The organism is Enterobacter cloacae complex sp. P16RS2 (genome assembly GCF_014982155.1).
GTDB lineage: Bacteria > Pseudomonadota > Gammaproteobacteria > Enterobacterales > Enterobacteriaceae > Enterobacter > Enterobacter cloacae_M.
This window is the reverse complement of record NZ_JADCKW010000003.1, coordinates 31,686-53,471: the sequence shown is the minus strand read 5'-3', so window position 1 is coordinate 53,471 and position 21,786 is coordinate 31,686. Positions and strand designations below refer to the sequence as shown.

The window sequence follows — 21,786 nt, the reverse complement described above, 5'->3', positions numbered from 1 at the left end:
ATTCCTTGCTGAATGAGAAACTAATTGTCTATATCATGCCGCTTATACGCTGCCTGCTTCAAGAGGCGGCGCACCGCGATGACCGGCTATAAGGATAGATGACGTGAAATTGAGATGGTTTGCTTTTTTGATTGTGTTGCTCGCTGGCTGTAGTACCAAACATGATTATCAAAACCCGCCCTGGAACCCGGAAGTGCCGGTGAAACGTGCCATGCAGTGGATGCCGATCAGTGAGCAAGCCGGGAAGGCCTGGGGCGTAAGCCCGCGTCTCATCACGGCGATCATTGCGGTGGAGTCCGGCGGTAATCCCACGCTTGTCAGCAAATCCAATGCGGTGGGGCTGATGCAGCTTAAAGCGTCAACGGCGGGGAGAGAGGTTTACCGCTACATGGGCTGGAGCGGCCAGCCGTCGACCAGCGAGCTGAAAAACCCGGAACGCAACATTTCAATGGGCACGGCCTATCTGAGCATTATGGAGCATGGCGTGCTGAAGGGGATTAAGGATCCGGAGGTGATGCAGTACGCGCTGGTGGTGTCTTACGTTAACGGTGCCGGCGCGTTGCTCAGAACCTTCTCCTCTGACCGCAAAGAGGCGATAGAAGAGATTAACGACATGGACAAAGACGAATTCTTTGAGCATGTGGCGAAAAATCACCCGGCACCACAGGCGCCTCGTTATATCTGGAAAGTACAGAAAGCGATGGATGCCATGTAATGCCGCAGACGGGCGGCGGTCACGCTGCCCGATTTCTTCACAGAACTTTATTTGCGCGTTCCCGCGCCTCCCGCTCCAGGGAATAGATTATACGCTGAAGCTCACGCTCTGCGCCGGGCCCGACGTTCAGGAAACGGAAGCTCAGACGCGGCGTGGTGATGGTTTCATTTTTGCTGTCCACGACGGTGCGGTCGCTGATGGCAATCAGCTGCGCATCGAAATAAAAGCGACCCCAGCCACCCATATCCAGTTCAATTTGCGTAAACCGCATGCCCTCTACCAGCCCCTCCGGTTTCGGCGTATCCATCAGCGCGCCCATGCCGCCCAGCGACAAATCGAAGAGGCGGAAGCGGATCTCTTTTTTGTCAGGCATTTTGGCCTTACAAAAATAGGCGGGATGGAGCGGGGCGCTGATGCGGAAATATTCACGACGCTGAACAAACCAGAGATTGGTCGGAAGCGGGGTAACAAAAGCCGGCAGTCCCTGGTATTCGCTCAGTTCCAGCCGCGACAGGACAAACTCCACTTTGGCGCCCTGCGTTTCGGCCATCACCGCGATATTTTCCGCTTTTAGCGCCGCGCGGTTTTCATACTCCTGACTGCCTAAATCAATCACCAGCCGCTCCTGCGAGGCGTCAAGGATCTTGCTGATGAACTGATTATTCGACCAGCTGATGCGCAGCGGCACTTCACCTTTTTGCAGGTCGCGTAATACCCCTAATACAGCCAGCGGATTTTGCTTGAGGAACTGCTCACTGTAATGACTCACGCCGGATGGCTCCTTGATTGATGACAGACTGTCTTAGCGTTATCGGCAATCTGCAATGAAACTTAATACAAACCGGTGAGTTTTTTTTGCCTGTTTAAGCAAAGATAAGTCGGTGAGATGAAAATGGTTTTCCGGCGATGACCTATACTTAAGTTAGCTGTGCAGAAGGTTTTCTGCGCACGCGTTAAACCTGCAAGAGGGCATCGCTATGGGTATCATCGCCTGGATTATCTTTGGTCTTATTGCTGGCGCTATCGCTAAACTGATCATGCCGGGAAACGATGGCGGCGGCTTTATTTTGACCTGTGTACTCGGGGTCGTTGGTGCGGTTGTGGGCGGCTGGCTGGCGACGATGTTTGGCTTTGGAGGCAACATAAGTGGTTTCGACCTGCACAGTTTTCTGGTCGCTGTCGTGGGTGCCATTGTGGTGCTGGGCATATTCAGGTTACTGCGACGAGCATAAATTGACATGAACGGCTCTCTGCGGAGGGCCGTTTTTTTGCCTGAGTATTGATTTGTTAATCTAAGTGATAATAATTGTCGTTCCGTATTGCATCTAACAACAAGACGACATTATGAATACCTCACGTTTTACGCTTTGCGCCCTGGCAGGCGCCGTCACGGTGGCATTGCAGGTCCCGGCATTCGCCGAAGAATCCACTATCGTCGTCACCGGCTCAGAGCAGGGCAGCGCGCTGCCGGCCTGGACGAACAGCGCCACAAAATCGGCCGTTGCTGAAAGTAAAACGCCGCAGGTCATCACGACCCTCTCTGCGCCGGAAATTGAAAAGCGCCATGCGAATTCGGTGAATGAAATTCTGCGCTATGCCCCAGGCGTCTCAACCGAGGTTCGGGGAAATACCTCCTACATGAGCGAATATAAAATTCGTGGCTTTACCGTCGACCAGGAGTTCTACAACGGCCTGCAGCTGCCCTATAACGTCACCGGCAATACCAAAGCGCGCATCGATCCGCTGCTGATCGACAGCGTTGATATCCTGAAAGGCCCCTCATCGGTCCTTTACGGCGGCGGCTCGCCGGGCGGGCTGGTGAATATTCAAAGTAAAAAACCGCAGCGAGAAGCCCGAACGGAGATCGGCGTTAACACCGGCAACCGCAACCTGAAAGAGGGCTATCTCGACTCAACCGGGCAGATTGCCGACAGCGACTGGAACTACCGTCTGCTGGGCAAAGCGACGGAAAATGACGATCAGCCGCACACCACCCGGTATGAAAATTACCTGGTTGCTCCGTCCGTCACCTGGCAGCCGGACAGTAAAACCCGCCTTACCCTGGACGCGCTGGCGCAAAACACCCCGAGCCTGACGCCGTCTAACCCGCTGCCGCTCGCCTACCTGCGCTCGAAATATGCGGGCAAGCGTGATTACGCAGGAGACGAATGGAGCGGGTTTAAGCAGCGTCAGTGGATGCTGGGCTACAGCTTTGAACATGAGTTTGACAGCGGCTGGGGCTTTAACCAGAAGGCGCGCTATTTCGACGTCGATACCCACCAGCGCAGCGTCTATGCGACAGGGACGGGAAGCGAGGTCTATCAGCTCAACCGCTTTGCCTACACCACCGATGAAGATCTAAAGAGCTTCAACATTGACAACCAGGTGACCAAAACCGTTGCGCTGGGCGACTGGCAACACCACCTGCTGGCCGGGTTTGACTATCAGAAGCTGAACTCCCATTTCCACTATCGCTACGCGTCGACCACGCCGGGCATGGATATGCGCAATCCTGACTATTCGCAAATCAGCGAAAGCGCATTAGGGCTGTATACCGCCCAGAAAAACCGTCTGAGCTATCAGCAGAACGGTTACTACCTGCAGGATCAGGTTGAATTTGGCGGCCTCAACCTGCTGGGCAGCCTGCGCTACGACGATTACCGCTCCGTCACCACCAACTACCTGCAAAACGGTGATAAAGCCTGGGTGTCGCAGGATCGCGTCACCAAACGCCTGGGCGCGCTTTACGCCTTCGATAACGGTCTGTCGCCGTTTATAAGCTATTCAGAAGGTTTTGCGCCGGTCTCACCGCAGGGCACGCTCGTGGCGAAAGACGTCAAACCGACCACCAGCAAGCAGGTGGAGGGCGGGGTGAAATATCTGCTGGCCGACTACGCCACCACATTTACCGCCTCGGTGTTTAACATCCGGCAGAAAAATGTCGTCACCTCCGATCCGGGCTTCCTGAACTTTCGTCAGACCGGGGAAGTGGAATCCAAAGGGGCAGAACTCTCCGCCATTAGCCGCCCGACGGACAGCCTGACGCTGATTGCTAACTATGCCTACACCCACGCGATCAATACGCAAGATGACAAGTACAAAGGGAAACGTCCAACGCAGGTGCCGGAGAATGCCTTCAACCTCTGGGGGGATTACACCTTTGACAACACGCCGCTGAAAGGACTGATGCTGGGGGCTGGCGCACGCTACACCGGGCCGATGGAAATCTCTCCGGCAAACGATGCGGGAAAACTGGGCGGCACTACGCAGTACGATCTGGCGGCCTCGTACCGGATGGGCGAAATCCTGCCCTCGCTGGCAGGGCTAACGCTTAAAGCCAGCGCGCAGAATATCACCAATAAAGAGACGCTGACCTGCTACGACGCGACCAACTGCTGGATTGGGCGTGACAGGACGTATCAGTTAGGGGCGAGTTATAGTTTCTGAGTAACTCCCTGTGAGTTCAAAATGTAGGCCGGGTAAGGCGTAGCCGCCACCCGGCAATACCCTTACTGCGCCGCAGCTTTCACCGGCGCAGCCTCATCATTCGCCGCAGGCTGATTCTCCGGCACGCTGTCGCACGGTTTCTCTTTCGGGCAGACCCGATCCAGCATCTTCAGCGTTACGCCGTTGCTCCAGCCAAAGCCGTCCTGAAGCGGATACTCTCCGCCGCCGCCGCCCGTACCGGTTGTCGACACGTCATACTTCTCGACCAGTTTCTTTTCGCGGTCGTAAGTATGCTGAACGTTCTTCAGGAAGCGCCAGGTCACGTCCATCGAGACCTTCTCTTGGCCGTAATTCTGCAACCCTTCCGCCGCCACCCACTGCAGCGGAGCCCAGCCGTTTGGCGCATCCCACTGCTGGCCGCTGTTTACGGTGGTGGTCGCAATACCGCCCGCCTTCAACAGGCGCGATGAAGTTGCCGCGGCGACTTTATCGGCACGATCCTGCGCCGCCGCTTTCACGTAAAGCGGGAACAGGGCTGCGGCCGTGAGCTGATTGCGTACCTTCTTGCTCTTCAGATCGTAATCGGCGTACCAGCCCTCTTTATCATTCCACAGGTGGCTCTCGATGGCTTTCTGGCGCGCGGTGGCCAGCGCCTCATACTTGTTTGCGCTGGCGGCATCGCCACTCTCCTGGCTTGCCCGGGCCAGCAGTTTTTCCATCTTGAACATCAGGGCGTTCAGGTCCACGGGGACAATGCTGGTGGTCCGGATGGTGCCGAGCTTTTGCGGATCGTCCATCCAGCGGGAGCTAAAGTCCCAGCCCGAGGCCGCAGCGGAACGTAAATCACGGTAGATCTCGGTCGCAGGCCGGTTAGGGTTACTTTTGGCGGTATTCACGTCGTCAAGCCAGGACTCCGGGCGCGGGGTGTCGCGATCGTCCCAGTAGCGGTTGAGGATCGCGCCGTCGTCCAGTTTTACCACGCGTTTGTTAGCCTGCCCGGGCTGAAGGCCGTCGACGCCGTCCATCCAGTAGGCATACTCTTTCTCCATCTGCGGGCGGTACTTCTTCAGCGCATCGCTGTCGTGGGTCGCCAGCAGTTCAACCATCATTGAGAAAAACGGCGGCTGGGAGCGGCTCAGGTAATAGCTGCGGTTGCCGTTGGGAATGTGGCCGAAGGTATCAATCTCATACGCAAAGTTATCCACCATGTCGCTGATTTTGTCCCAATGTTCGCTCTCTGCCAGGCCCAGCATGGTGAAATAGCTGTCCCAGTAGTAGACCTCGCGGAAACGTCCGCCGGGCACAACGTAAGGTTTGGGTAACGGCAGCAGGGAATCCCATTTGTTGCTGGCTTTATCCGTGGTGCGCGTCAGCACGGGCCAGAGATCGTCAATGTGCTCACGTAAACTTTGTCCAGCAGGCGGAACATATTTTTCCCCTTCCGCAGGGAGCGTAAAGTTCATCTCGACAAAGTGGCGTAAGTCAAAGCTGGACTGCGTGTGCTGCATCCGGTAATCCGCCAGAATCATCAGCGGGTCGCTTTTGGGGACGGCATCCGCGAAGGTTTTCTGATCGGGAAACAGTTTGGCGCTTTGCACATCGTTAAACAGAGGGCCCAGCAAAATATCGGGTGAGGTTGTCTGGGCTGCGGGGCTATCGTCGGCATAACCGCAAGTCGCGACGCCGAGCAGCGCGCCTCCTAACGCAAGGGGCAAGAATGCGGGGCGTAGTGTACGAGGTCTTATCATCAGTTCGTCTCCTGTCTTCACTAAACAGCGTGACCGCTGTTGTCAATCACCTGAAAACCTTAGACGAATATTGCCCGCTTCGCGTTAATAATTGCCTACCCGTCAGACCTCTTCCGGCGTCTGGCTGGCTTCCCGCAGCGTGCCCGGCGCATGTCCAATGATGCGCTTAAATGCCCGGCTAAACGCCGCCAGAGAGCCGTACCCCAGCCGCAGCGCGACGGTTTCAATCGGCTGATTTTCGTGGCGAATGTACTGGATGGCCAGGCGCATTCTCAGCTCGCTGAGATATTTTGCCGGGGTGGTTCCCGTCGCGGCCAGAAACCGTTCGGCGAACACGGAACGGGACGTGCCCGCTTCTTTTGCCAGATCCGCCACGCTCCAGTTCAGGCCGGGCTGCTGGTGCATGGCGTAAATGGCCCGGCTCAGGCGCGGGTCGCGCAGAACCTGCACCCAGCCGGTGGCTTTACCACACCCGCCTTCAACCCAGCCGCGCACGATTAACGCCGCCACCACGTCGGCCAGACGCGCAAGGATCCCGGCGTACCCGGCCTGACGCGCCACGGATTCCCGCTCCATCGCCGCCAGCAGCGGGTGGATCTCCGGCCAGGTGGACATCAGCCGGCTGACCATCATCACTTCCGGCATCGCCTTGATCAGCGGCTGCATCCCGCCCAGCTCAAAATCCATGCACCCGCTAAAGATGAGGGTGTTCTCGCTTTCCGGGCAGGGCTCGCAGGTGATGGCACACACCGAGCTGCAGATAGGCTCGCTGGGAAAGTCGCTGACCGGGGTAATGGTGGCCCGCTCGTCGGAGAGTAGGGCATGGGAATTGCCGCCTGGAATAAAGAGGGCGTCTCCGCTGCTCAGTTCGAACGTCGCACCGCTTTCCATCCGCAGCTGGGCGCTGCCGTGGCTCACGAAATGAAACTGCGCCCTACCGGGCGCCTGATGGAAGGCGACGCCAAACGGCGCGCTGGCTTCAATCCGCCGGTATTTCACCCCTGACAGGCGCATGCCGCGTAAAAGTTCGCTGATCAGATCGGGTGACTGGACGGTCATGGCGCAACTCCGGACGAATAATCAATAAGTGGAGATTATATGTCATAGATCGTCCAGGGTGAACCTTCTATTCTTTTGCGACAGTAGTCACATTTTTATAACGGGAGATCAACAGATGAGTTCATGTGTCGCGGCGAGCGAGGCGGTAGCGCCTGCAAAACCCGCCTGGCGGGCCGTCTATTCACTGGGGCTGGGGGTATTTGGTTTGATTACGGCAGAATTTCTGCCGGCGAGTTTGTTAACGCCCATGGCCGCGAGCCTGGGCGTGAGTGAGGGAATGGCCGGGCAGGCCGTCACCGCTACCGCGCTGGTGGCGCTGGTCACCGGATTGCTGATCACCCCGGCAACCAAGAGTATCGACCGCCGCTGGGTGCTGATGTTTTTCTCGTTGCTGCAAATTATCTCCAGCCTGCTGGTGGCCTTTGCGCCCAACCTGCACGTCCTGCTGATGGGCCGCCTGCTGCTGGGGATCGCCATCGGGGGATTCTGGGCGATGTCGACGGCGACCACGATGCGTCTGGTTCCGGCAGATAAAGTGCCGAAGGCGCTGGCGGTGATTTTCTCCAGCGTATCGATAGCCACGGTGGTCGCGGCGCCGCTGGGCAGCTATCTGGGCAGCCTGATCGGCTGGCGCAACGTCTTTGTTCTCTGCATTCTACCGAGCATGCTGGCGCTGCTGTGGCAGCTCTGGGTCCTGCCGTCCATGAAGCCGGAGAGCAGCGGCAGCCTGAGTACGCTGTTTCGCGTGCTGCGTCGTCCGGGGATGATCGGCGGCATGCTGGCGACCATCCTGATCTTCAGCGGCCATTTCGCCTTCTTTACCTACCTGCGCCCGTTCCTGGAAACGGTGGGGCAGGCGAGCGTGGAGACCATTTCGCTGATCCTGCTGGGCTTTGGGCTCGCCAACTTTGTCGGCACATCCGTTGCAGGGCATCTGCTGGCTCGTAATCTGCGCCTGACGCTGGCGCTGGTGCCGTTTGCGATGGGCGTTCTCGCGCTCACGATGGTGGCGTTTGGTCATCTGGCGATGCTGGACGGGTTCCTGGTCGCGCTGTGGGGCTTTGCATTTGGTCTGGTTCCGGTGGGCTGGTCAACCTGGCTTGCTACCACCGTTCCGGATGAAGCCGAAAGTGCAGGCGGGCTGCTGGTGGCCTCAATTCAGCTGGCAATCAGTGCCGGTGCGGCCGGGGGCGGGGCGGTATTTGACCTCAACGGTGCCAGCGGCGTATTCGCGGGCAGCGGTCTTTTGCTGGTAACGGCGATGGTGATTGTGTTTATGGGCGTGAAAGTGAAAGCAGAGTGAGCCTTTTCCCTCTCCTTTGGGAGAGGGACTTAACGGGCGTTCATTGTTCTATGCTGTTGCTCTTTCATTCCAGGTGTCTTTAAACATGATATTCCCGTCGCAATATTTCCATTCAATCGATTCATAGCGGAGTTCGACTTCTTCCATATGCGCACTTGCGATACCGAGCGGGTGCAATACTGGCGAGATCCTAGTTATTTTGACGTTTTCCAGAGTGATATTGAAGTATTCGCGCTCAATACCGGCATCATCAATTTTATACATTTTGATTAATGCCGTTTTGAAGGTTTTACCTGTACATACGGCACGAAAAAGATGGGGTGTGATGCGATCTATTTCTTTTTCAAAGGTAATGGGAACATGAAGGCGCGTTCCTGTCAGTTTTCCCGTGTTGGAACTGGTGGGGATCCAGACGGAGTGATTAAACGATTTGAGTTCGGTAGAGCCCAATCTTGTAGGCATTAAACACTCGCCTAATACGGGAGCATTATTTTCGTCAGTAAACCATATATGTGCTGGTGTAGACATTTATTGATCCTTTGTTTTGTAACGAAATGCAATGAAGTACACAACTAATATAATAATCCCAACGATTCGTAGTGCAATTTTTTCGTTTTCTATAAAACTCACCACGACAGCACCGAGAATGATGGCGAATATTCCAGTGCCATACCAAAAAAAATCATCCATAATGTCTTGTAAGAAACTTTTTAAAAATTGTTTCAAAAATGCTTTTATCGATTGCCACATTATCGCATCATTCTATTCAGCGCATCAGCAATTTCGCTATCGGATGCAGTGTTTAAGTTAAGATAACCGGCTTTCATTATCACCGGTTCAATAAGGAAATACATCATTTCCAGCTTTTCAACATACAGCGCATGGTAAAATAACGGCTGAAATTTTTTAAGTGTATTTGCGCTGTCTGCCGCATGCTGAACTATAGCGTAAAGGTTTAATACGGTAATTACACCTCCTGTGCTCAAACCAACCTTTCTCATAAATGCACTTTTTACGGCCGCGTTCATTTTATTACCATAACAGATGTATGACGTGACAGCATAAATCAAACCGTTCTTAGATACTTGCTTTACTGAATAGTTTGTTGTAAATGGTATTAATTTTTCGAGAATGATTTTTCTTTGAATAATGGATCTGTTATGAAGCATCGTTTCAATATAAATCCTTACCATTCTAAAAATTACATCTCTATGCTTAACAAGCTCGGCGACTCCTGCTAAAAACCTCAAATCTTCCGAACCCAATTTTTTACAGACATCCTGATAATTATCAGTGAAGCAAGAGGTATAATAAAGCAATCGCGTGGTCGCATCGCCAAGATTATTTAAATATTCGATGGCACCATCCTTTACCCCCGCCACGGCACGATCGAGCCTTAATGCGAGATCTTTATCGGATCCAATTCTTTCTATAATTTCCTTGCTATAATACATAATATGGCCCTGTTATGTGCAGGGTGTATCATGGTCTACGTTATCGTCTAAGGACAGTGATCGGACTCGCACTTTTAAACGTAAAGTAAAGAATAAACATTAACCTATTTTCTAAGTTAATTGGTGCGTTTTTATAATTGATGCGATGAATTAGAAAGAGTTAAATAAACTTGAGATTATTGAGAATTAGATATTCAGCGAGGAATGGGGAGATATTACTGGATGATGACATAATTTGTAGGCCGGGTAAGCGCAAGCGCCACCAGGCCTCACGGTAAGACTTACAGCCCTTTCTTATCCATCCACACTGTCAGATCCACCAGACGGTTTGAGAAGCCCCACTCGTTGTCATACCACGCCAGGATCTTCACCATGTTCCCGCCAATCACCAGCGTGGAAAGCCCGTCGATAATCGAGGAGCGTGGGTCGCCCTGATAATCGCTGGAGACCAGCGGTTCATCGCTATAGCCCAGAATACCTTTCAGTGGCCCGCTGGCGGCCGCGTTGCGGAACGCTTCGTTCACCTCTTCGGCGGTCACGTTACGGCTCAGCGTTACCGTTAAATCTACAATCGACACCACCGGCACCGGTACGCGCAGGGAGTACCCGGTCAGTTTGCCGTCAAGGGATGGGATCACTTTCCCCAGCGCTTTTGCCGCGCCGCTGGAGTAAGGCACAATCGACAGCGCCGCCGCACGCGCGCCGCGCAGGTCTTTCTCCGGCTGATCGTGCAGCGCCTGGCTGTTGGTGTAGGCATGCGTGGTGTTCATCAGGCCATGCTCAATCCCGAACTGCTGATGCAGCACCTGAGCGGCAGGCGCCAGGCCGTTCGTGGTGCAACTCCCGTTACTCACCACCGCGTGACGGGCTGGATCGTACTGCTCGTGATTAACCCCCATCACAATCGTCAGGTCGTCGTTCTTCCCGGGGGCGGAAATGATGACGCGCTTGGCGCCGCCGTGGGTGATATGCACCGCCGCTTTTTCCCGCTCGGTAAAGAAGCCGGTGGCCTCAATCACCACGTCAACGCCGACGTCACGCCACGGGATATTCGCCGGATCGCGTTCGCTAAATACGGCGATTCGCTGCCCGTCTACCTGCATCGTGCCGTCTGCCGCTTCAACGGGCGCGGGAAGCGTGCCCAGAAGGGAATCATGTTTCAGCAGGTGGGCGATGGTTTTACTGTCCGTCAGATCGTTAATGGCCACAATCTGCAGATCCGGGTTGCCCAGCGCCGCGCGCAGGAAATTACGTCCGATACGGCCGAAACCGTTAATACCGACCTTAACCATGGTGCACTCCTTATCTCTGTTGTCTGGAGTCACTGTAGGCGTCGGGCCGGTTGGCGTAAACGACAAAAAAGGATCATATTACGCCATTTTGCGGCAGTGAAAGCGCTGGCGGTACTCGCCGGGCGTGAGGTGAAGCTGTTTCTCAAAGATGCGGCGCAGGTTAATGCTGGTGCCAAACCCGCTTTGCTCGGCAACGCGCTCAAGGGAGTCATAGGTCTGCTCAAGCAGCTGGCGGGCCGCGGCCAGACGCGCTTCGGTCACGTAGCGGGCCGGAGAAACTCCCGCGTCGCGGGTAAACACGCGGGTGAAATTACGCGGGCTCATTGCCGCTTTCTCGGCCAGATTTTCCACGCACAGGTCGGCGGTCAGGTTTTGCAGGATCCAGGTTTGCAGTTCGCTTATCGGACCGGATGCGCCGGGCTGCTGCAGGCTGTAACGGCTGAACTGCAGCTGGCCGCCGGGACGGCGCAGATACATCACCATATCCTGCGCCACGTCGCGGGCGAGGGTAAATCCGTAGTCGTCTTCCACCAGCGCCAGGGTCAGATCGAACCCGGAACTCACGCCGCCGGAGGTCCAGATGGGGCCATCCTGAATATACAGCGGGCCGCCTTCGACCTGGATTGACGGGTACTGGGCTTGCATCGTCTCCAGCAGCCGCCAGTGGGTGGTGGCGCGGCGACCGTCCAGCAGGCCGGTCTGGGCCAGCAGCATCGCGCCGCCGCAGATAGAGGCTACCCGCCGGGCGTGCGGCGCAGCGAGGTGCAGCCAGTCCACCACCGCCGTGCTCTCCTGCTCGTTCATGCCGCGTCCGGTGATGATAATGGTGTCCAGCGGTTCGCGCGGATCCAGCTCCGGCAGACGATAGTCCGCCAGCAGATTCAGGCCGGACTGGCCGTGAATCACCTGGTGAGGCTGCGTGGTGGCGATGATAATCCGGTAGCGGGGCTGCGCAAGCCCTTCCGGATGCAGCCGGTTGGCCTGCATCAGAATATCGGCGATACCGGCGGCTTCAAACAGCATGCCGCCGTCGGGAACAATAATCAGGATCTTCTTCATGTCCTGAAAAGTACCTTTATTACAGAATAAGTCAAGAAACGCATGACCCCCACGTTTCTGGCAAAGCAAAGCGATTTAAGTTCTTTGTTATTTCAGGCGTAATCCCCGATCTTCAGGGCTCTGTCTCTGGCGAAACGGCGTCTGAAGGAATGAGTCAACGAAGCTCCCTCTATTTACATCCGCAACAACGCGAACAAATCCGCCATCTCGCATCGGGTTTTTTATGGCGAAGCGAACTGCCTACCTGGCTGGTAATGTTCACGATTTATGCAGGCTGGTTTGCCACGCTGGCGTTTTGGCAAACGCTCGGCCTGCTGCCCGCCACGCTGCTGCTCATCTGGTTTACCGCCTGGTACATGTCGCTGCAGCATGAGCTGATCCACGGACACCCCACGCGTTTTGCCTGGCTCAACCAGCTGTTTGGCACGCTCCCGCTGGCGGTCTGGTATCCGTATGGCCTGTATCGGGACTCCCATCTCGCCCATCATCGGCACCATAGCCTGACCCATCCGGTGGATGACCCGGAGTCATACTATTTTACCGACGAGAGCTGGGCGCGCTTTTCCCCCTGGCAGAAGCGTACGATCCGCGCCCGAAATACCTTCGCCGGGCGGCTGGTGCTGGCCCCGCTGCTGGATATCCTGCAGACGCTGGGCAGCGCCGTGACGGCATTTCGCCACCTTCACCTGCGGGCGATGGCGATGTGGCTGGTTCACGTTTTGCTGCTGGTGGCGCTCTTCGCCTGGATGACGCGTACCGGTTTTTCACCCGTCTGGTTTGTGCTGGCGGTCAGCTATCCGGCGCTGGCGCTGACCAAGGTCCGATCGTTTTTCGAACATCGCGCGGCGGACGATCCGCTGGCGCGCTCCGTTATTAATGAGGCGGGGCTGTTCTGGCGGGTGCTGTTTTTGAATCTCAACTACCATTCAGTACATCACGATCTGCCGGGCGTTCCCTGGTACGGGCTGAAGGCCATCTACGAGCAAAACCGGGAGGCGTACCAGCGGCGAAACCACGGTTTTCTCGTCAGGGGCTATGGTGAATGGCTGCGTCAGTTCTGGGTCAGGCCCGTTGACGTCACCGTTCATCCCGCAAAACAACAGGGGGAAGGGTATGAGTAACCTGCTGGCATTTCCCATGTATGCCGTGGATCGCGCCGACACCCGCGCGCTCTGGCTGGCGGTAAAGGGGCTGCTGGCCGCGCGTGGTGTGACCGTCGATCGTGACCCCAGCTGGCCGGAGTCCGATCTGCTGACCCACTGGCAACAGCCTGCGCTTATCCTCAGCCAGACCTGCGGTTATCCGCTGGTCACGCTGCTCCCGGACGTGCAGGTGGTCGGCTGTTTTCACTACGCGGCACCGGGCTGCGAAGGGATCCAGTACCGCAGCTTTCTGGCGGTGCGCGAGGAGGATCGGCACCTCACGCTGGCGGATTTTCGCGGACGTCGTGCGGTCTGTAACTCCCCGGATTCCCAGTCCGGCTACAATGCGCTGCGAAAAAAAGTGGCTCCCCTGGCGAGCGGTGGTCCCTTTTTCGCGCAAACGTCCTTTAGCGGTAGCCATCGCCAGTCGCTGATAGATGTGAAGCGCGGGGCGGGGGATATTGCAGCCATCGACTGTGTGACCTGGGCTCTGCTGCAGCGCCATGAGCCGGAACGGCTTGCGGGGCTGGCGGTCATTGACCGCACCCCGCTGACGCCCGGACTGCCGCTGATCACCTCGCATAACACCTCGCCTGAAACGCTTGACGCCATTCGCGATGCGCTCCGCGAGCTGGTGGATGCGCCGGAATACCGGGAGATGCGCGACGCGGTGCTGATCGACGGTTTTAGCGTGGTGACGCGCGAGGCCTACGCCTCATTGTCCGCGTGATAAATCTCCTGCGCGTCGGTAAAGCAGCGCAGCGCCAGCGAGGAGACGGGCTTCTGCCCGCGCATAATCAGGCCGACGGGAGCCTCAATGTTCGCGTCGGCGATGGGGACAATCCTGAAGTTGCTGTTCAGTGCCTCCAGCCCGTTGTTCAGCGGCATGACGGCGCAGCACACGCCGCTCTGAACCGCCTGAATGATCTGGAACGTCGAGTCGCTCTCGAAAACGGACGTCGGTTCGATGCCTGCAGATTTAAAGCTGGCCTCCATATGCGCCCGGTAATGCATCCCTTTGGTCAGGAAGCCCAGCGGAAAATCCGTCAGATCGTACCAGGTCAGCGTTGCCTGGCCGAGCTGAAAATGGCGGACGTCGTGCAGCAGGCCCATCTTGGTTTTTGGCAGCTGGATAACGTCAAACAGGCTGGTGTCGATGCTGTTGAGGTAGCAAATTCCCAGCTCAAGCTGATTGCGGCTGACGCCGTCGGCAATCTGCGCGGAGGACATGGAATAGAGGCTGTAGGTCAGCTCCGGGTATTTTTGCGTCAGCAGGCGAATAAAGATCATCGGATCCACGCTCGCCAGCGGCACCATCCCGAGACGTAATTCACCCACCACCTGGCCTTTGCACAGCGCGGCTTCCGTCTGTAACCCGTCGTGCGCGGCAAGCAGGGCGCGGGCCCACGCGAGGATGCGTTCCCCCTCCGGCGTAAACCCTTCAAAGCGCTGCCCGCGCACAATCAGCACCAGCCCCAGCTCCTCTTCCAGGCTGCGGATGCGCATGGAGAGGGTCGGCTGGGTGACGTTGCACTGCGAGGCCGCTTTACCAAAGTGGCGGGTCTCGTCTAGCGCGATTAAATATTTTAACTGTTTAATATCCATCATTATCTCTGCGCGAGCAGCCTTACAGCATGCGGATCTCTTTCGAGCGCAGGGTGATGCGAACCGGAACGGATTTATACGACGGCGTACCGCTGTCCTTATCCAGATAATCAAGCGGCACCAGCACGTTGGCCTCCGGATAATAGGCGCCGACGGTGCCCGGCGCGATGCTGTACGCCACCACGGTAATGTCCTTCAGACGCTGGACGCTGCCGGGGAGGGCGGTTTCGATATCCACGCGGTCGCCGTGTTCCAGGCCTGACTGCGCCATATCATCTTCGTTCATAAACAGCACGTCGCGGCGGCCAAACACGCCGCGGTAGCGGTCGTCCAGCGCGTAAATGGTGGTGTTGTACTGGTCGTGGCTGCGCAGCGTGATCAGGCGCAGAACGTGCTCACCTTCGCCGCTGGCGTTCTCGTGAACGCCGTCGAACACCGAGAACATCGCTTTCCCCGTCGCCGTTGGCCAGATGCGCTGCGTCGGCGGCAGCGGCATGCGAAAGCCGCCGGGAACGCGGATCCGCGCGTTGTAGTTCTCAAAGCCCGGAATGGTCTGCTCGATCAGATCGCGGATGCGGTCGTAATCCTCAACCAGCGTTAGCCAGTCCACGCGGGTTTCCGGCAGCGTGGCTTTCGCCATGCCGGCGACGATAGCCGGTTCTGACCGAAGCAACGGCGAGGCGGGCTTCAGCTTGCCGGACGAGGCGTGCACCATCGACATGGAATCTTCGACGGTAATGGACTGACGGCCGGTGGCCTGGAGATCCAGCTCGGTGCGGCCGAGGCACGGAAAGATAAAGGTCTCTTTGCCCACCAGAAGATGAGTGCGGTTGAGCTTGGTCCCGACGTGCACGCTCAAATCCAGGTTACCCATCGCCGGAAAACCCCGCTCGTGATCGGGCATCGCGACGGCAAAATTACCCCCTAGGCAGATGAGCGCCTTCGCGCGGCCGTCGATCATCGCCTGCGTGGCCTGCACCGCATCGTGTCCGTGGTGAGACGGCGGCTCAAAGCCGAAAACGTCCTTCAGACGGTTCAGGAAGGCCGGGGTTGGCTTCTCGCTAATCCCGACGGTGCGGTTTCCCTGAACGTTAGAGTGGCCGCGCAGGGGGCAGATACCCGCGCCGGGCTTGCCGATATTCCCGCGCAGCAGCAGCAGATCGGCGATCAGGCGGACGTTTGCCGTACCTTTATTGTGCTGGGTAATGCCCATTCCGTAGGTAATGATGGTGGCATTTGATTTCGCATAGGCATCGGCCACCTTTTGGAGCGCCGCCTGGTTCAGGCCCGACTCGCGCTCGATCTCGTCCCAGCGGGTTTGCGCGATATCGGCGGTGAAGTCCTCAATGCCCTGGGTGTGTTCGGCAATAAACGCATGGTCGAGCACGTCACCGCGTTCGGCCTCCATTTCCAGCAGATGTTTGGCAATGCCTTTCAGCGCGGCGGCATCGCCCCCGGCCTTCACCTGGAAATAGGTCGAGGCGATATCCGTTGAGCCGTAGGTCGCCATTTCAATCACGCTTTGCGGGTCGGCGAAGCGTTCGAGGGCGCGTTCGCGCAGCGGGTTAAAGACGATAATCGGCACGTTGCGACGGGCCAGCTCGTGGAGCGTCCCCATCATTCGCGGATGGTTGGTGCCGGGGTTGTGGCCGATGGAGATCACCAGCTCGGTCTTATCAAAGTCGTCCAGCGAGACTGTGCCTTTCCCGATGCCAATCGAACGCGGCAGACCGACGCTGGTGGCCTCGTGGCACATATTCGAGCAGTCGGGGAAGTTATTGGTGCCGTATTCGCGGGCGAAGAGCTGGAAAAGATACGCCGCTTCGTTAGAGGCGCGTCCGGAGGTATAGAACTCGACCTGGTCCGGTTCGAGCCCGCGCAATACTTCGCCGATGCGTTGAAACGCCTCTTCCCAGTCGACGGGCCGGAAGGTATCGCTTGCCCGATCATAGCGCAGGGGATACGTCAGTCGACCGTAGCCTTCCAGTTCGAAGTCCGATTTTGCCAGCAGCGAGGAGACGCTGTTTTCGGCCAGAAACGCGGGGGTAACGCGTTTGCTGGTGGCTTCCCAGGTCACGGCTTTGGCGCCGTTCTCACAGAACTGGAACGTCGACTTGTGTTCTTTATCCGGCCACGCGCAGCCCGGGCAGTCAAAACCGTCAGGCTGGTTGGTGCGCAGCAGCGTGGCGGAAGCATCAAAGGTATCCATTTGGGTACGCACCGCGATAGCCGTCGCTTTTAACGCCCCCCAGCCTCCGGCAGGACCGTCATAGTGTCTGATACCCGGCACCGAGCGTCTTTTCTTATTCATACCCACTCCTGATTTGTTCGGTCACACAACGTCTGAACCCGTAAAAGCGCTGTACAAGACAATAAGCGAAAGCAATGACGACCGGATGGCTACGCGCATGCGGCGTGGAAAAATGCTTTATCTTAAATTCGTTTTATTACAGTGATTTATTGGATCTGATGCTTAAACATTTAAAGAAATTATAACGAAATTTTATCATTTTAATAATAAATCTTATCTATCAAACGGTAGGCAAGATAGATGGGACGAGCAGGAGAGGATGTAGCAGCAATAAAGTTTCGAATGAAGCCTGTGGGCGGCAGCAATAAACTATGTTCGCAGCTGGCGGGCTATTGCGAGCATTTTCTGCTGCGATAATGTCAGGATGGTTAACTCAGGCTTAATGATTGACGATTAAAATTCAGGCCTGACCGGGTAATTGTCGCAACGCGAAATATAAAGTTATTTTGAGTCGTGAAATTAACGCCACGCGGAATGGAGGATACGGAACTATTCTAAGCGTAAATTACGATTAATATTAAAGATACCCTGTTAGTGCAACAAATAATTCATGTTCATATATTCTGCTGACCTCACCAATACGCGAATTCTACTAATTATGGTAGTGGCGATAATAGCAGTATTGCGTTAATGAAAGTGGTTCTCTTTTGTTATTTTTCTTTGTAATACAACAACATGATTGGTAGTGCGGTGGAAAAATAACAGCGTGTAGGTCGTATCGGGTTTTTTTCATAGGATTAATCCTATAATTTTCCGACTGCTTCATTTACCAACAGTTACGTAGCGGTAAATATTGAATTGAGACGAAGCTCATGTAAACTTGTTTACCGTTTGTCAAAATATGTCAGGAAGACACTGGGCCTTATTCTGAAGGGCTCGTGCGGTAGCTATGCCCTTAAAATAGTAACGCCCCGAAAATATCCTGGCTATTTTAACAATAGCACCTAAGTCAAACTTCACCCCCTTATCTTCATCATCGAAATATCGCTACGGAAAAGCATATGAAAATGCGCGTACTGTTTTCACTTCTGTTTGTAATGGCGGTGGCGGGCTGTAAAGCGCCGCAGAAACCTGTGATCAACGACGATACGATCGAGACTAGCCAGGTCAACGGCGTGACCTTAACCCACCGTCACGCTGTGACGCCACCGGCGGAGTTCAACCCGGTCAACGAACCGTATCGCGCCATGTATCCGGCCTCCCTGATGAGCCGTCCTGACTTCGGCGGCAAAGTTATCCGTACTCTCGACACCGGAAAAACGTACGTGGTGCTGGGTCAGGTTGAACACTACTGGATGGCGCTTGCCGATGAAGGTAACGATCAGCTGATTGGTTACGTCCCGATGCGCGCCGTGATCAAGGCCGACCTGTACGACGCCGCCGTGCGTAAACAGGCCATTCGTCCGAAGGCGCGTAAAAAAGCGACCTGTGTCGACGTCGACGGCAACAGCAAAGCCTGCAAAGACAGTGCTAACGGTACCTGGATCCTGAACTAAACGGCTTTCATGAGCGCATTTTTATGAATAATAAAAATTTTCATAAGCTGTGGTTATTCTTTTACGCGGTGATTTTCGCCCTGGTCAGTGGTTGTACGTCGTCTTCACACAGCGACCCCTCCCGCTACAATCTGCAGTTTCAGGCTCATCCACAAATCAATGAATCTGCGCCGCTTAAGGTCCGGGTGCTGCTGCTGAAATCCGATGCGGATTTCATGTCCAGCGACTTCTACTCCCTGCAGAACAACGCGTCAGCCACGCTTGGCGCGAATCTGCTGAACAGCGACGTGTTCTTCCTGATGCCGGGACAGCTGTCCAAAACCCTCACCGGGCAAAGCTCTCCGGAGGCCCGCTACATCGGCGTGATGGCGGAGTATCAGATGCTGGATGGCAAAAAATGGCGCGTTTCACTCCCTTTGCCTGTGCCTGGCGAAAATCATATCTACCAGTTCTGGAAATGGTCCGCGGATGAACTTCAGGCCAACGTTTTTCTCGACGTGAACGGCATTCGGGTCATCAGCCAGTAACGCGCTTCAACACAGGAAACACATCATCATGACGAAAGCAGAAAAGGTCGTCTGGACCGAAGGCATGTTCCTGCGTCCACACCATTTTCAGCGGACTGAAAGCTATCTGCTCAACCATGTTCGTGAATGGGGCGCGCTACAGCGGTCATATCTCTGGGGCTTTCTTGACGTGGAACTGGATGAAGCGATGCTTCGTCAGGGATGCATTGCCCTGAGCTACTGCAGTGGCCTGCTGCCGGACGGCACCTTTTTCCAGGTGCGTAACGGGCGCAACGGTCCTGTACCGCTGAAAATTCCTGACAACCTCACCAACGAAAAGGTGGTGCTCGCGCTGCCTGTTCGTCGCGGCGAGAGAGAAGAGGTGGTTTTTAGCGAAGAGCCGGCCTCGCTGGCGCGCTTCATCGCTTTCGAGCAAGAGGTGGAAGACGACAACGCCATGTCGGTGGGGGATGCCACCGTCCAGTTTGGCCGCCTGCGTCTGACCCTGATGCTGGAAAAAGACCTCACGGCGGAATGGACCGCCATCGGCGTGGCGTTTGTGACGGAGAAACGTAACGACAACCACGTGCGGCTCGACAACAGCTACATCCCGCCGATGCTCAACGCCAACAACAGCCCGCAGATCTACAGCATGATCAACGATCTGCACGGTCTGCTGGTCCAGCGCAGCCAGCAAATTGGCGGTCGTCTGCGCCAGCCTGGCCGCTTTAACACCTCCGAACTGATTGAGTTCACGCTGCTGTCGCTGGTTAACCGTCATCTGGGCGAAGTATCTCATTTAAAAACCCTCCCGCTGCTGCATCCGGAAACGCTCTGGCGCAGCTGGCTGCCGTTTGCGACCGAGCTAGCCACCTGGACGTCGCAGCGTACCGCCGAAAGCGTGCTGCCGATTTACGATCATGACGATCTGGCAAACTGCTTCAGCAAGCTGATGCTGATGCTGCGTCAGGGACTGTCGCTGGTGATGGAAGACCACGCGATCCAGCTGCCGCTTAACGAACGCTCTCACGGCCTGAACATCGCCACGGTGCCTGAAACCAGCATGGTGCGCGAGTTCGGGTTCGTGCTGGCGGTAAAAGCCAATGTGCCAGGCGAACACCTGCAAACCCATTTCCCGGCGCAGATGAAGGTCGCGCCGGTCTCGAAAATCCGCGATCTGGTTCAGCTTCAGCTGCCGGGCATTATGCTGCGCGCCATGCCGGTCGCGCCGCCGCAGATCCCGTGGCATGCCGGCTACAGCTACTTTGAACTGGAGAAGGGCAGCGAGCTGTGGCACGAGATGGATAAGTCCGGCGCATTCGCCCTGCATCTTGCAGGGGAGTTCCCGGGGCTGGATATGGAGTTTTGGGCCATCCGTAGCCCGACAGAATAATAAAGCGAGCGCTTAATATGCAGGAACGACAGGACACCGGCAGTGATGCCGCGTTTACCGGAGCCAGTAGCAACAATCAGCTGGTGGCGGCCGCCAATCCGCTGCTCAACGCGATTCCGCAGATCCGTCATTCGGTCTCCCATGACGATCAGGTGGCGTTACGCCAGCGCCTGATCGATGAGATTCGCCGTTTCGAAGTCCGCTGCCAGCAGGCGGGGCTGCCCTACGAAGTGATCGTCGGGGCGCGTTACTGCCTGTGTACGGCGCTCGATGAGGCCGCCGCGCTCACCCCCTGGGGCAGCAGCGGCGTCTGGTCAAGCAACGGTCTGCTGGTGACCTTCCATAACGAAACCTGGGGCGGTGAGAAGTTCTTCCAGCTGCTGGCGCGCCTGTCGCAGAACCCGCGCGAGCATATTCTGCTGCTGGAGATGATCAACTACTGCCTGCTGCTGGGCTTCGAAGGACGCTATCGGGTACTGGATAATGGCCGCACACAGCTTGAAACCATCAAGCAGCGGCTGTGGCAGATGATCCGCGGCGTGCGCGGCAGCTATCCGCCGCCGCTTTCTCCCCATCCGGAAGATCGTCCGGTGCTGCGCAAGCTCTGGCGGCCGATGGTTCCCCTGTGGGCCTGCGTGGCGCTGGCCGGGTTTATCGCCTGTCTGTTTTATATCGTGCTTAACTGGCGGCTTGGCGATAACACCAACCCGGTGCTGGCGAAGATTTATCAGTCCCAGCTGCCGGAAACCACTATTCAGCAGCCGGCCCGTCAGCTTCCAGCGGTGCTGAACCTGCGCGGCTTCCTGAAGCCTGAAATCGAGGCTGGCCTGGTCGCGGTGAAAGACGAAGCGGACCGCAGCGTCGTTATCCTGAAGGGCGACGGGCTGTTTGCCTCTGCCTCTACCGTCGTGCGTGACCGCTATGAACCGGTCATCAACCGCATTGCGCAGGCGATGAATAACGTCAGCGGCAAAATTCTGGTGGTGGGCTACAGCGACAACGTGCCGATCCGCAGCGCGCGCTTTGCCTCGAACTATGAACTCTCTCTGGAACGCGCCCGCTCGGTACAGAAAATGCTGCAGGGAAGCCTCTCTCAGCCTGGCCGCGTGAAAGCGGAAGGGCGGGGCGAGATTAACCCGGTGGCGCCGAACACGACGCCTGAAAACCGCGCCCGTAACCGCCGTGTGGAAATTACTCTGCTGGTGTCGCCTGAAAACACTCAGGCCGAGCTGAACGGATTGCCGCAAGGAAACTAA

20 protein-coding genes are annotated in these 21,786 nt (G+C 56.4%); 10 read left to right on the top strand and 10 right to left on the bottom strand.

Annotation, left to right across the window (positions count from 1 at the left end; translation table 11 throughout):
• Positions 1–103 precede the first annotated feature (103 nt).
• The gene (gene emtA / locus INF68_RS00875; RefSeq protein WP_047652285.1) at positions 104–715 is read left to right on the top strand and encodes a membrane-bound lytic murein transglycosylase EmtA; all 612 of its coding nucleotides are present in this window, start codon (positions 104–106) and stop codon (positions 713–715) included.
• 37 nt (positions 716–752) lie between these two features.
• Here emtA and INF68_RS00870 read toward each other — a convergent pair whose 3' ends face one another.
• Positions 753–1,484, bottom strand: a complete 732-nt coding sequence (locus tag INF68_RS00870) for a flagellar brake protein (protein ID WP_126786385.1) — start codon at positions 1,482–1,484, stop codon at positions 753–755.
• Between the two features lie 208 nt (positions 1,485–1,692).
• Between INF68_RS00870 and INF68_RS00865 the strand changes: the two genes are divergently transcribed.
• Positions 1,693–1,947, top strand: coding sequence for a GlsB/YeaQ/YmgE family stress response membrane protein (locus tag INF68_RS00865; RefSeq protein WP_008502662.1), 255 nt, complete (start codon positions 1,693–1,695; stop codon positions 1,945–1,947).
• A 112-nt stretch (positions 1,948–2,059) separates the two neighbouring features.
• Complete coding sequence (locus INF68_RS00860; protein WP_193525203.1) at positions 2,060–4,162, top strand: TonB-dependent siderophore receptor; 2,103 nt, start codon at positions 2,060–2,062, stop codon at positions 4,160–4,162.
• Between the two features lie 62 nt (positions 4,163–4,224).
• Here the strand turns inward: INF68_RS00860 and INF68_RS00855 are convergent, their stop codons facing one another.
• Positions 4,225–5,910 (bottom strand): alpha,alpha-trehalase, encoded by a 1,686-nt coding sequence (locus INF68_RS00855; RefSeq protein ID WP_126786383.1) that lies wholly within the window; start codon positions 5,908–5,910, stop codon positions 4,225–4,227.
• Positions 5,911–6,012: 102 nt separating this feature from the next.
• The gene (locus tag INF68_RS00850; protein ID WP_109845074.1) at positions 6,013–6,969 is read right to left on the bottom strand and encodes an AraC family transcriptional regulator; all 957 of its coding nucleotides are present in this window, start codon (positions 6,967–6,969) and stop codon (positions 6,013–6,015) included.
• 115 nt (positions 6,970–7,084) lie between these two features.
• Here INF68_RS00850 and INF68_RS00845 point away from each other — a divergent pair, with 115 nt between their 5' ends.
• Positions 7,085–8,272: an MFS transporter gene (locus INF68_RS00845; RefSeq protein WP_109845073.1), complete on the top strand. Its 1,188-nt coding sequence runs from the start codon at positions 7,085–7,087 to the stop codon at positions 8,270–8,272.
• A gap of 48 nt (positions 8,273–8,320) precedes the next feature.
• Here the strand turns inward: INF68_RS00845 and INF68_RS00840 are convergent, their stop codons facing one another.
• From INF68_RS00840 to INF68_RS00820, 5 genes are all read right to left on the bottom strand, one after another.
• Positions 8,321–8,800 (bottom strand): type VI secretion system tube protein Hcp, encoded by a 480-nt coding sequence (locus INF68_RS00840; RefSeq protein WP_064672699.1) that lies wholly within the window; start codon positions 8,798–8,800, stop codon positions 8,321–8,323.
• Entirely contained in the window at positions 8,801–9,022 is a 222-nt protein-coding gene (locus INF68_RS00835; RefSeq protein WP_058841373.1) for a hypothetical protein, read from the bottom strand.
• On the bottom strand, positions 9,022–9,726 hold the full coding sequence (locus tag INF68_RS00830) for a hypothetical protein (RefSeq protein ID WP_126786382.1): 705 nt from the start codon (positions 9,724–9,726) through the stop codon (positions 9,022–9,024). The genes INF68_RS00835 and INF68_RS00830 overlap by 1 nt, the downstream gene beginning before the upstream one ends.
• 281 nt (positions 9,727–10,007) lie before the next feature.
• Positions 10,008–11,018 (bottom strand): type I glyceraldehyde-3-phosphate dehydrogenase, encoded by a 1,011-nt coding sequence (gap, locus tag INF68_RS00825; protein ID WP_126786381.1) that lies wholly within the window; start codon positions 11,016–11,018, stop codon positions 10,008–10,010.
• Positions 11,019–11,096: 78 nt separating this feature from the next.
• Positions 11,097–12,077, bottom strand: coding sequence for a GlxA family transcriptional regulator (locus tag INF68_RS00820; protein WP_126786380.1), 981 nt, complete (start codon positions 12,075–12,077; stop codon positions 11,097–11,099).
• Between the two features lie 149 nt (positions 12,078–12,226).
• On the opposite strand from INF68_RS00820, the gene INF68_RS00815 reads away from it, so the two are divergent.
• Positions 12,227–13,198, top strand: a complete 972-nt coding sequence (locus tag INF68_RS00815) for a fatty acid desaturase (RefSeq protein ID WP_126786379.1) — start codon at positions 12,227–12,229, stop codon at positions 13,196–13,198.
• Positions 13,191–13,949, top strand: coding sequence for a phosphate/phosphite/phosphonate ABC transporter substrate-binding protein (locus INF68_RS00810; protein ID WP_126786378.1), 759 nt, complete (start codon positions 13,191–13,193; stop codon positions 13,947–13,949). Before INF68_RS00815 ends, INF68_RS00810 begins: the two co-directional genes overlap by 8 nt.
• On the opposite strand, the gene INF68_RS00805 is transcribed toward INF68_RS00810, so the two are convergent.
• Together INF68_RS00805 and INF68_RS00800 are read right to left on the bottom strand one after the other, a co-directional pair.
• Positions 13,928–14,824 (bottom strand): LysR family transcriptional regulator, encoded by an 897-nt coding sequence (locus INF68_RS00805; protein ID WP_126786461.1) that lies wholly within the window; start codon positions 14,822–14,824, stop codon positions 13,928–13,930. The genes INF68_RS00810 and INF68_RS00805 overlap by 22 nt on opposite strands.
• Before the next feature lie 22 nt (positions 14,825–14,846).
• Positions 14,847–17,135, bottom strand: coding sequence for an FdhF/YdeP family oxidoreductase (locus tag INF68_RS00800; RefSeq protein ID WP_126786377.1), 2,289 nt, complete (start codon positions 17,133–17,135; stop codon positions 14,847–14,849).
• 1,001 nt (positions 17,136–18,136) lie between these two features.
• On the opposite strand from INF68_RS00800, the gene INF68_RS00795 reads away from it, so the two are divergent.
• The 4 genes from INF68_RS00795 to INF68_RS00780 are packed head-to-tail and all read left to right on the top strand — an operon-like array spanning position 18,137 to position 21,786.
• A complete protein-coding gene (locus INF68_RS00795) occupies positions 18,137–18,631 on the top strand; it encodes a hypothetical protein (RefSeq protein ID WP_033145802.1) in 495 nt (164 codons plus the stop codon).
• 23 nt (positions 18,632–18,654) lie between these two features.
• Positions 18,655–19,158 carry a type VI secretion system lipoprotein TssJ gene (tssJ, locus tag INF68_RS00790; protein ID WP_126786376.1) on the top strand — a complete coding sequence of 168 codons (504 nt, stop codon included), beginning with the start codon at positions 18,655–18,657 and terminating at the stop codon, positions 19,156–19,158.
• Positions 19,159–19,186: 28 nt separating this feature from the next.
• A complete protein-coding gene (gene tssK, locus INF68_RS00785; RefSeq protein ID WP_193525202.1) occupies positions 19,187–20,530 on the top strand; it encodes a type VI secretion system baseplate subunit TssK in 1,344 nt (447 codons plus the stop codon).
• A 17-nt stretch (positions 20,531–20,547) separates the two neighbouring features.
• Positions 20,548–21,786 (top strand): DotU family type VI secretion system protein, encoded by a 1,239-nt coding sequence (locus tag INF68_RS00780; protein ID WP_033145801.1) that lies wholly within the window; start codon positions 20,548–20,550, stop codon positions 21,784–21,786.

Bases quoted from the DNA above. Each gene is read 5' to 3' on its own strand.
- INF68_RS00865 (WP_008502662.1), top strand. From the start codon at position 1,693: ATGGGTATCATCGCCTGGATTATCTTTGGTCTTATTGCTGGCGCTATC.
- INF68_RS00860 (WP_193525203.1), top strand. From the start codon at position 2,060: ATGAATACCTCACGTTTTACGCTTTGCGCCCTGGCAGGCGCCGTCACG.
- INF68_RS00855 (WP_126786383.1), bottom strand. From the start codon at position 5,910: ATGATAAGACCTCGTACACTACGCCCCGCATTCTTGCCCCTTGCGTTA.
- INF68_RS00850 (WP_109845074.1), bottom strand. From the start codon at position 6,969: ATGACCGTCCAGTCACCCGATCTGATCAGCGAACTTTTACGCGGCATG.
- INF68_RS00845 (WP_109845073.1), top strand. From the start codon at position 7,085: ATGAGTTCATGTGTCGCGGCGAGCGAGGCGGTAGCGCCTGCAAAACCC.
- INF68_RS00840 (WP_064672699.1), bottom strand. From the start codon at position 8,800: ATGTCTACACCAGCACATATATGGTTTACTGACGAAAATAATGCTCCC.
- INF68_RS00835 (WP_058841373.1), bottom strand. From the start codon at position 9,022: ATGTGGCAATCGATAAAAGCATTTTTGAAACAATTTTTAAAAAGTTTC.
- INF68_RS00830 (WP_126786382.1), bottom strand. From the start codon at position 9,726: ATGTATTATAGCAAGGAAATTATAGAAAGAATTGGATCCGATAAAGAT.
- gap (WP_126786381.1), bottom strand. From the start codon at position 11,018: ATGGTTAAGGTCGGTATTAACGGTTTCGGCCGTATCGGACGTAATTTC.
- INF68_RS00820 (WP_126786380.1), bottom strand. From the start codon at position 12,077: ATGAAGAAGATCCTGATTATTGTTCCCGACGGCGGCATGCTGTTTGAA.
- INF68_RS00815 (WP_126786379.1), top strand. From the start codon at position 12,227: ATGAGTCAACGAAGCTCCCTCTATTTACATCCGCAACAACGCGAACAA.
- INF68_RS00810 (WP_126786378.1), top strand. From the start codon at position 13,191: ATGAGTAACCTGCTGGCATTTCCCATGTATGCCGTGGATCGCGCCGAC.
- INF68_RS00805 (WP_126786461.1), bottom strand. From the start codon at position 14,824: ATGGATATTAAACAGTTAAAATATTTAATCGCGCTAGACGAGACCCGC.
- INF68_RS00800 (WP_126786377.1), bottom strand. From the start codon at position 17,135: ATGAATAAGAAAAGACGCTCGGTGCCGGGTATCAGACACTATGACGGT.
- INF68_RS00795 (WP_033145802.1), top strand. From the start codon at position 18,137: ATGAAAATGCGCGTACTGTTTTCACTTCTGTTTGTAATGGCGGTGGCG.
- tssJ (WP_126786376.1), top strand. From the start codon at position 18,655: ATGAATAATAAAAATTTTCATAAGCTGTGGTTATTCTTTTACGCGGTG.
- tssK (WP_193525202.1), top strand. From the start codon at position 19,187: ATGACGAAAGCAGAAAAGGTCGTCTGGACCGAAGGCATGTTCCTGCGT.
- INF68_RS00780 (WP_033145801.1), top strand. From the start codon at position 20,548: ATGCAGGAACGACAGGACACCGGCAGTGATGCCGCGTTTACCGGAGCC.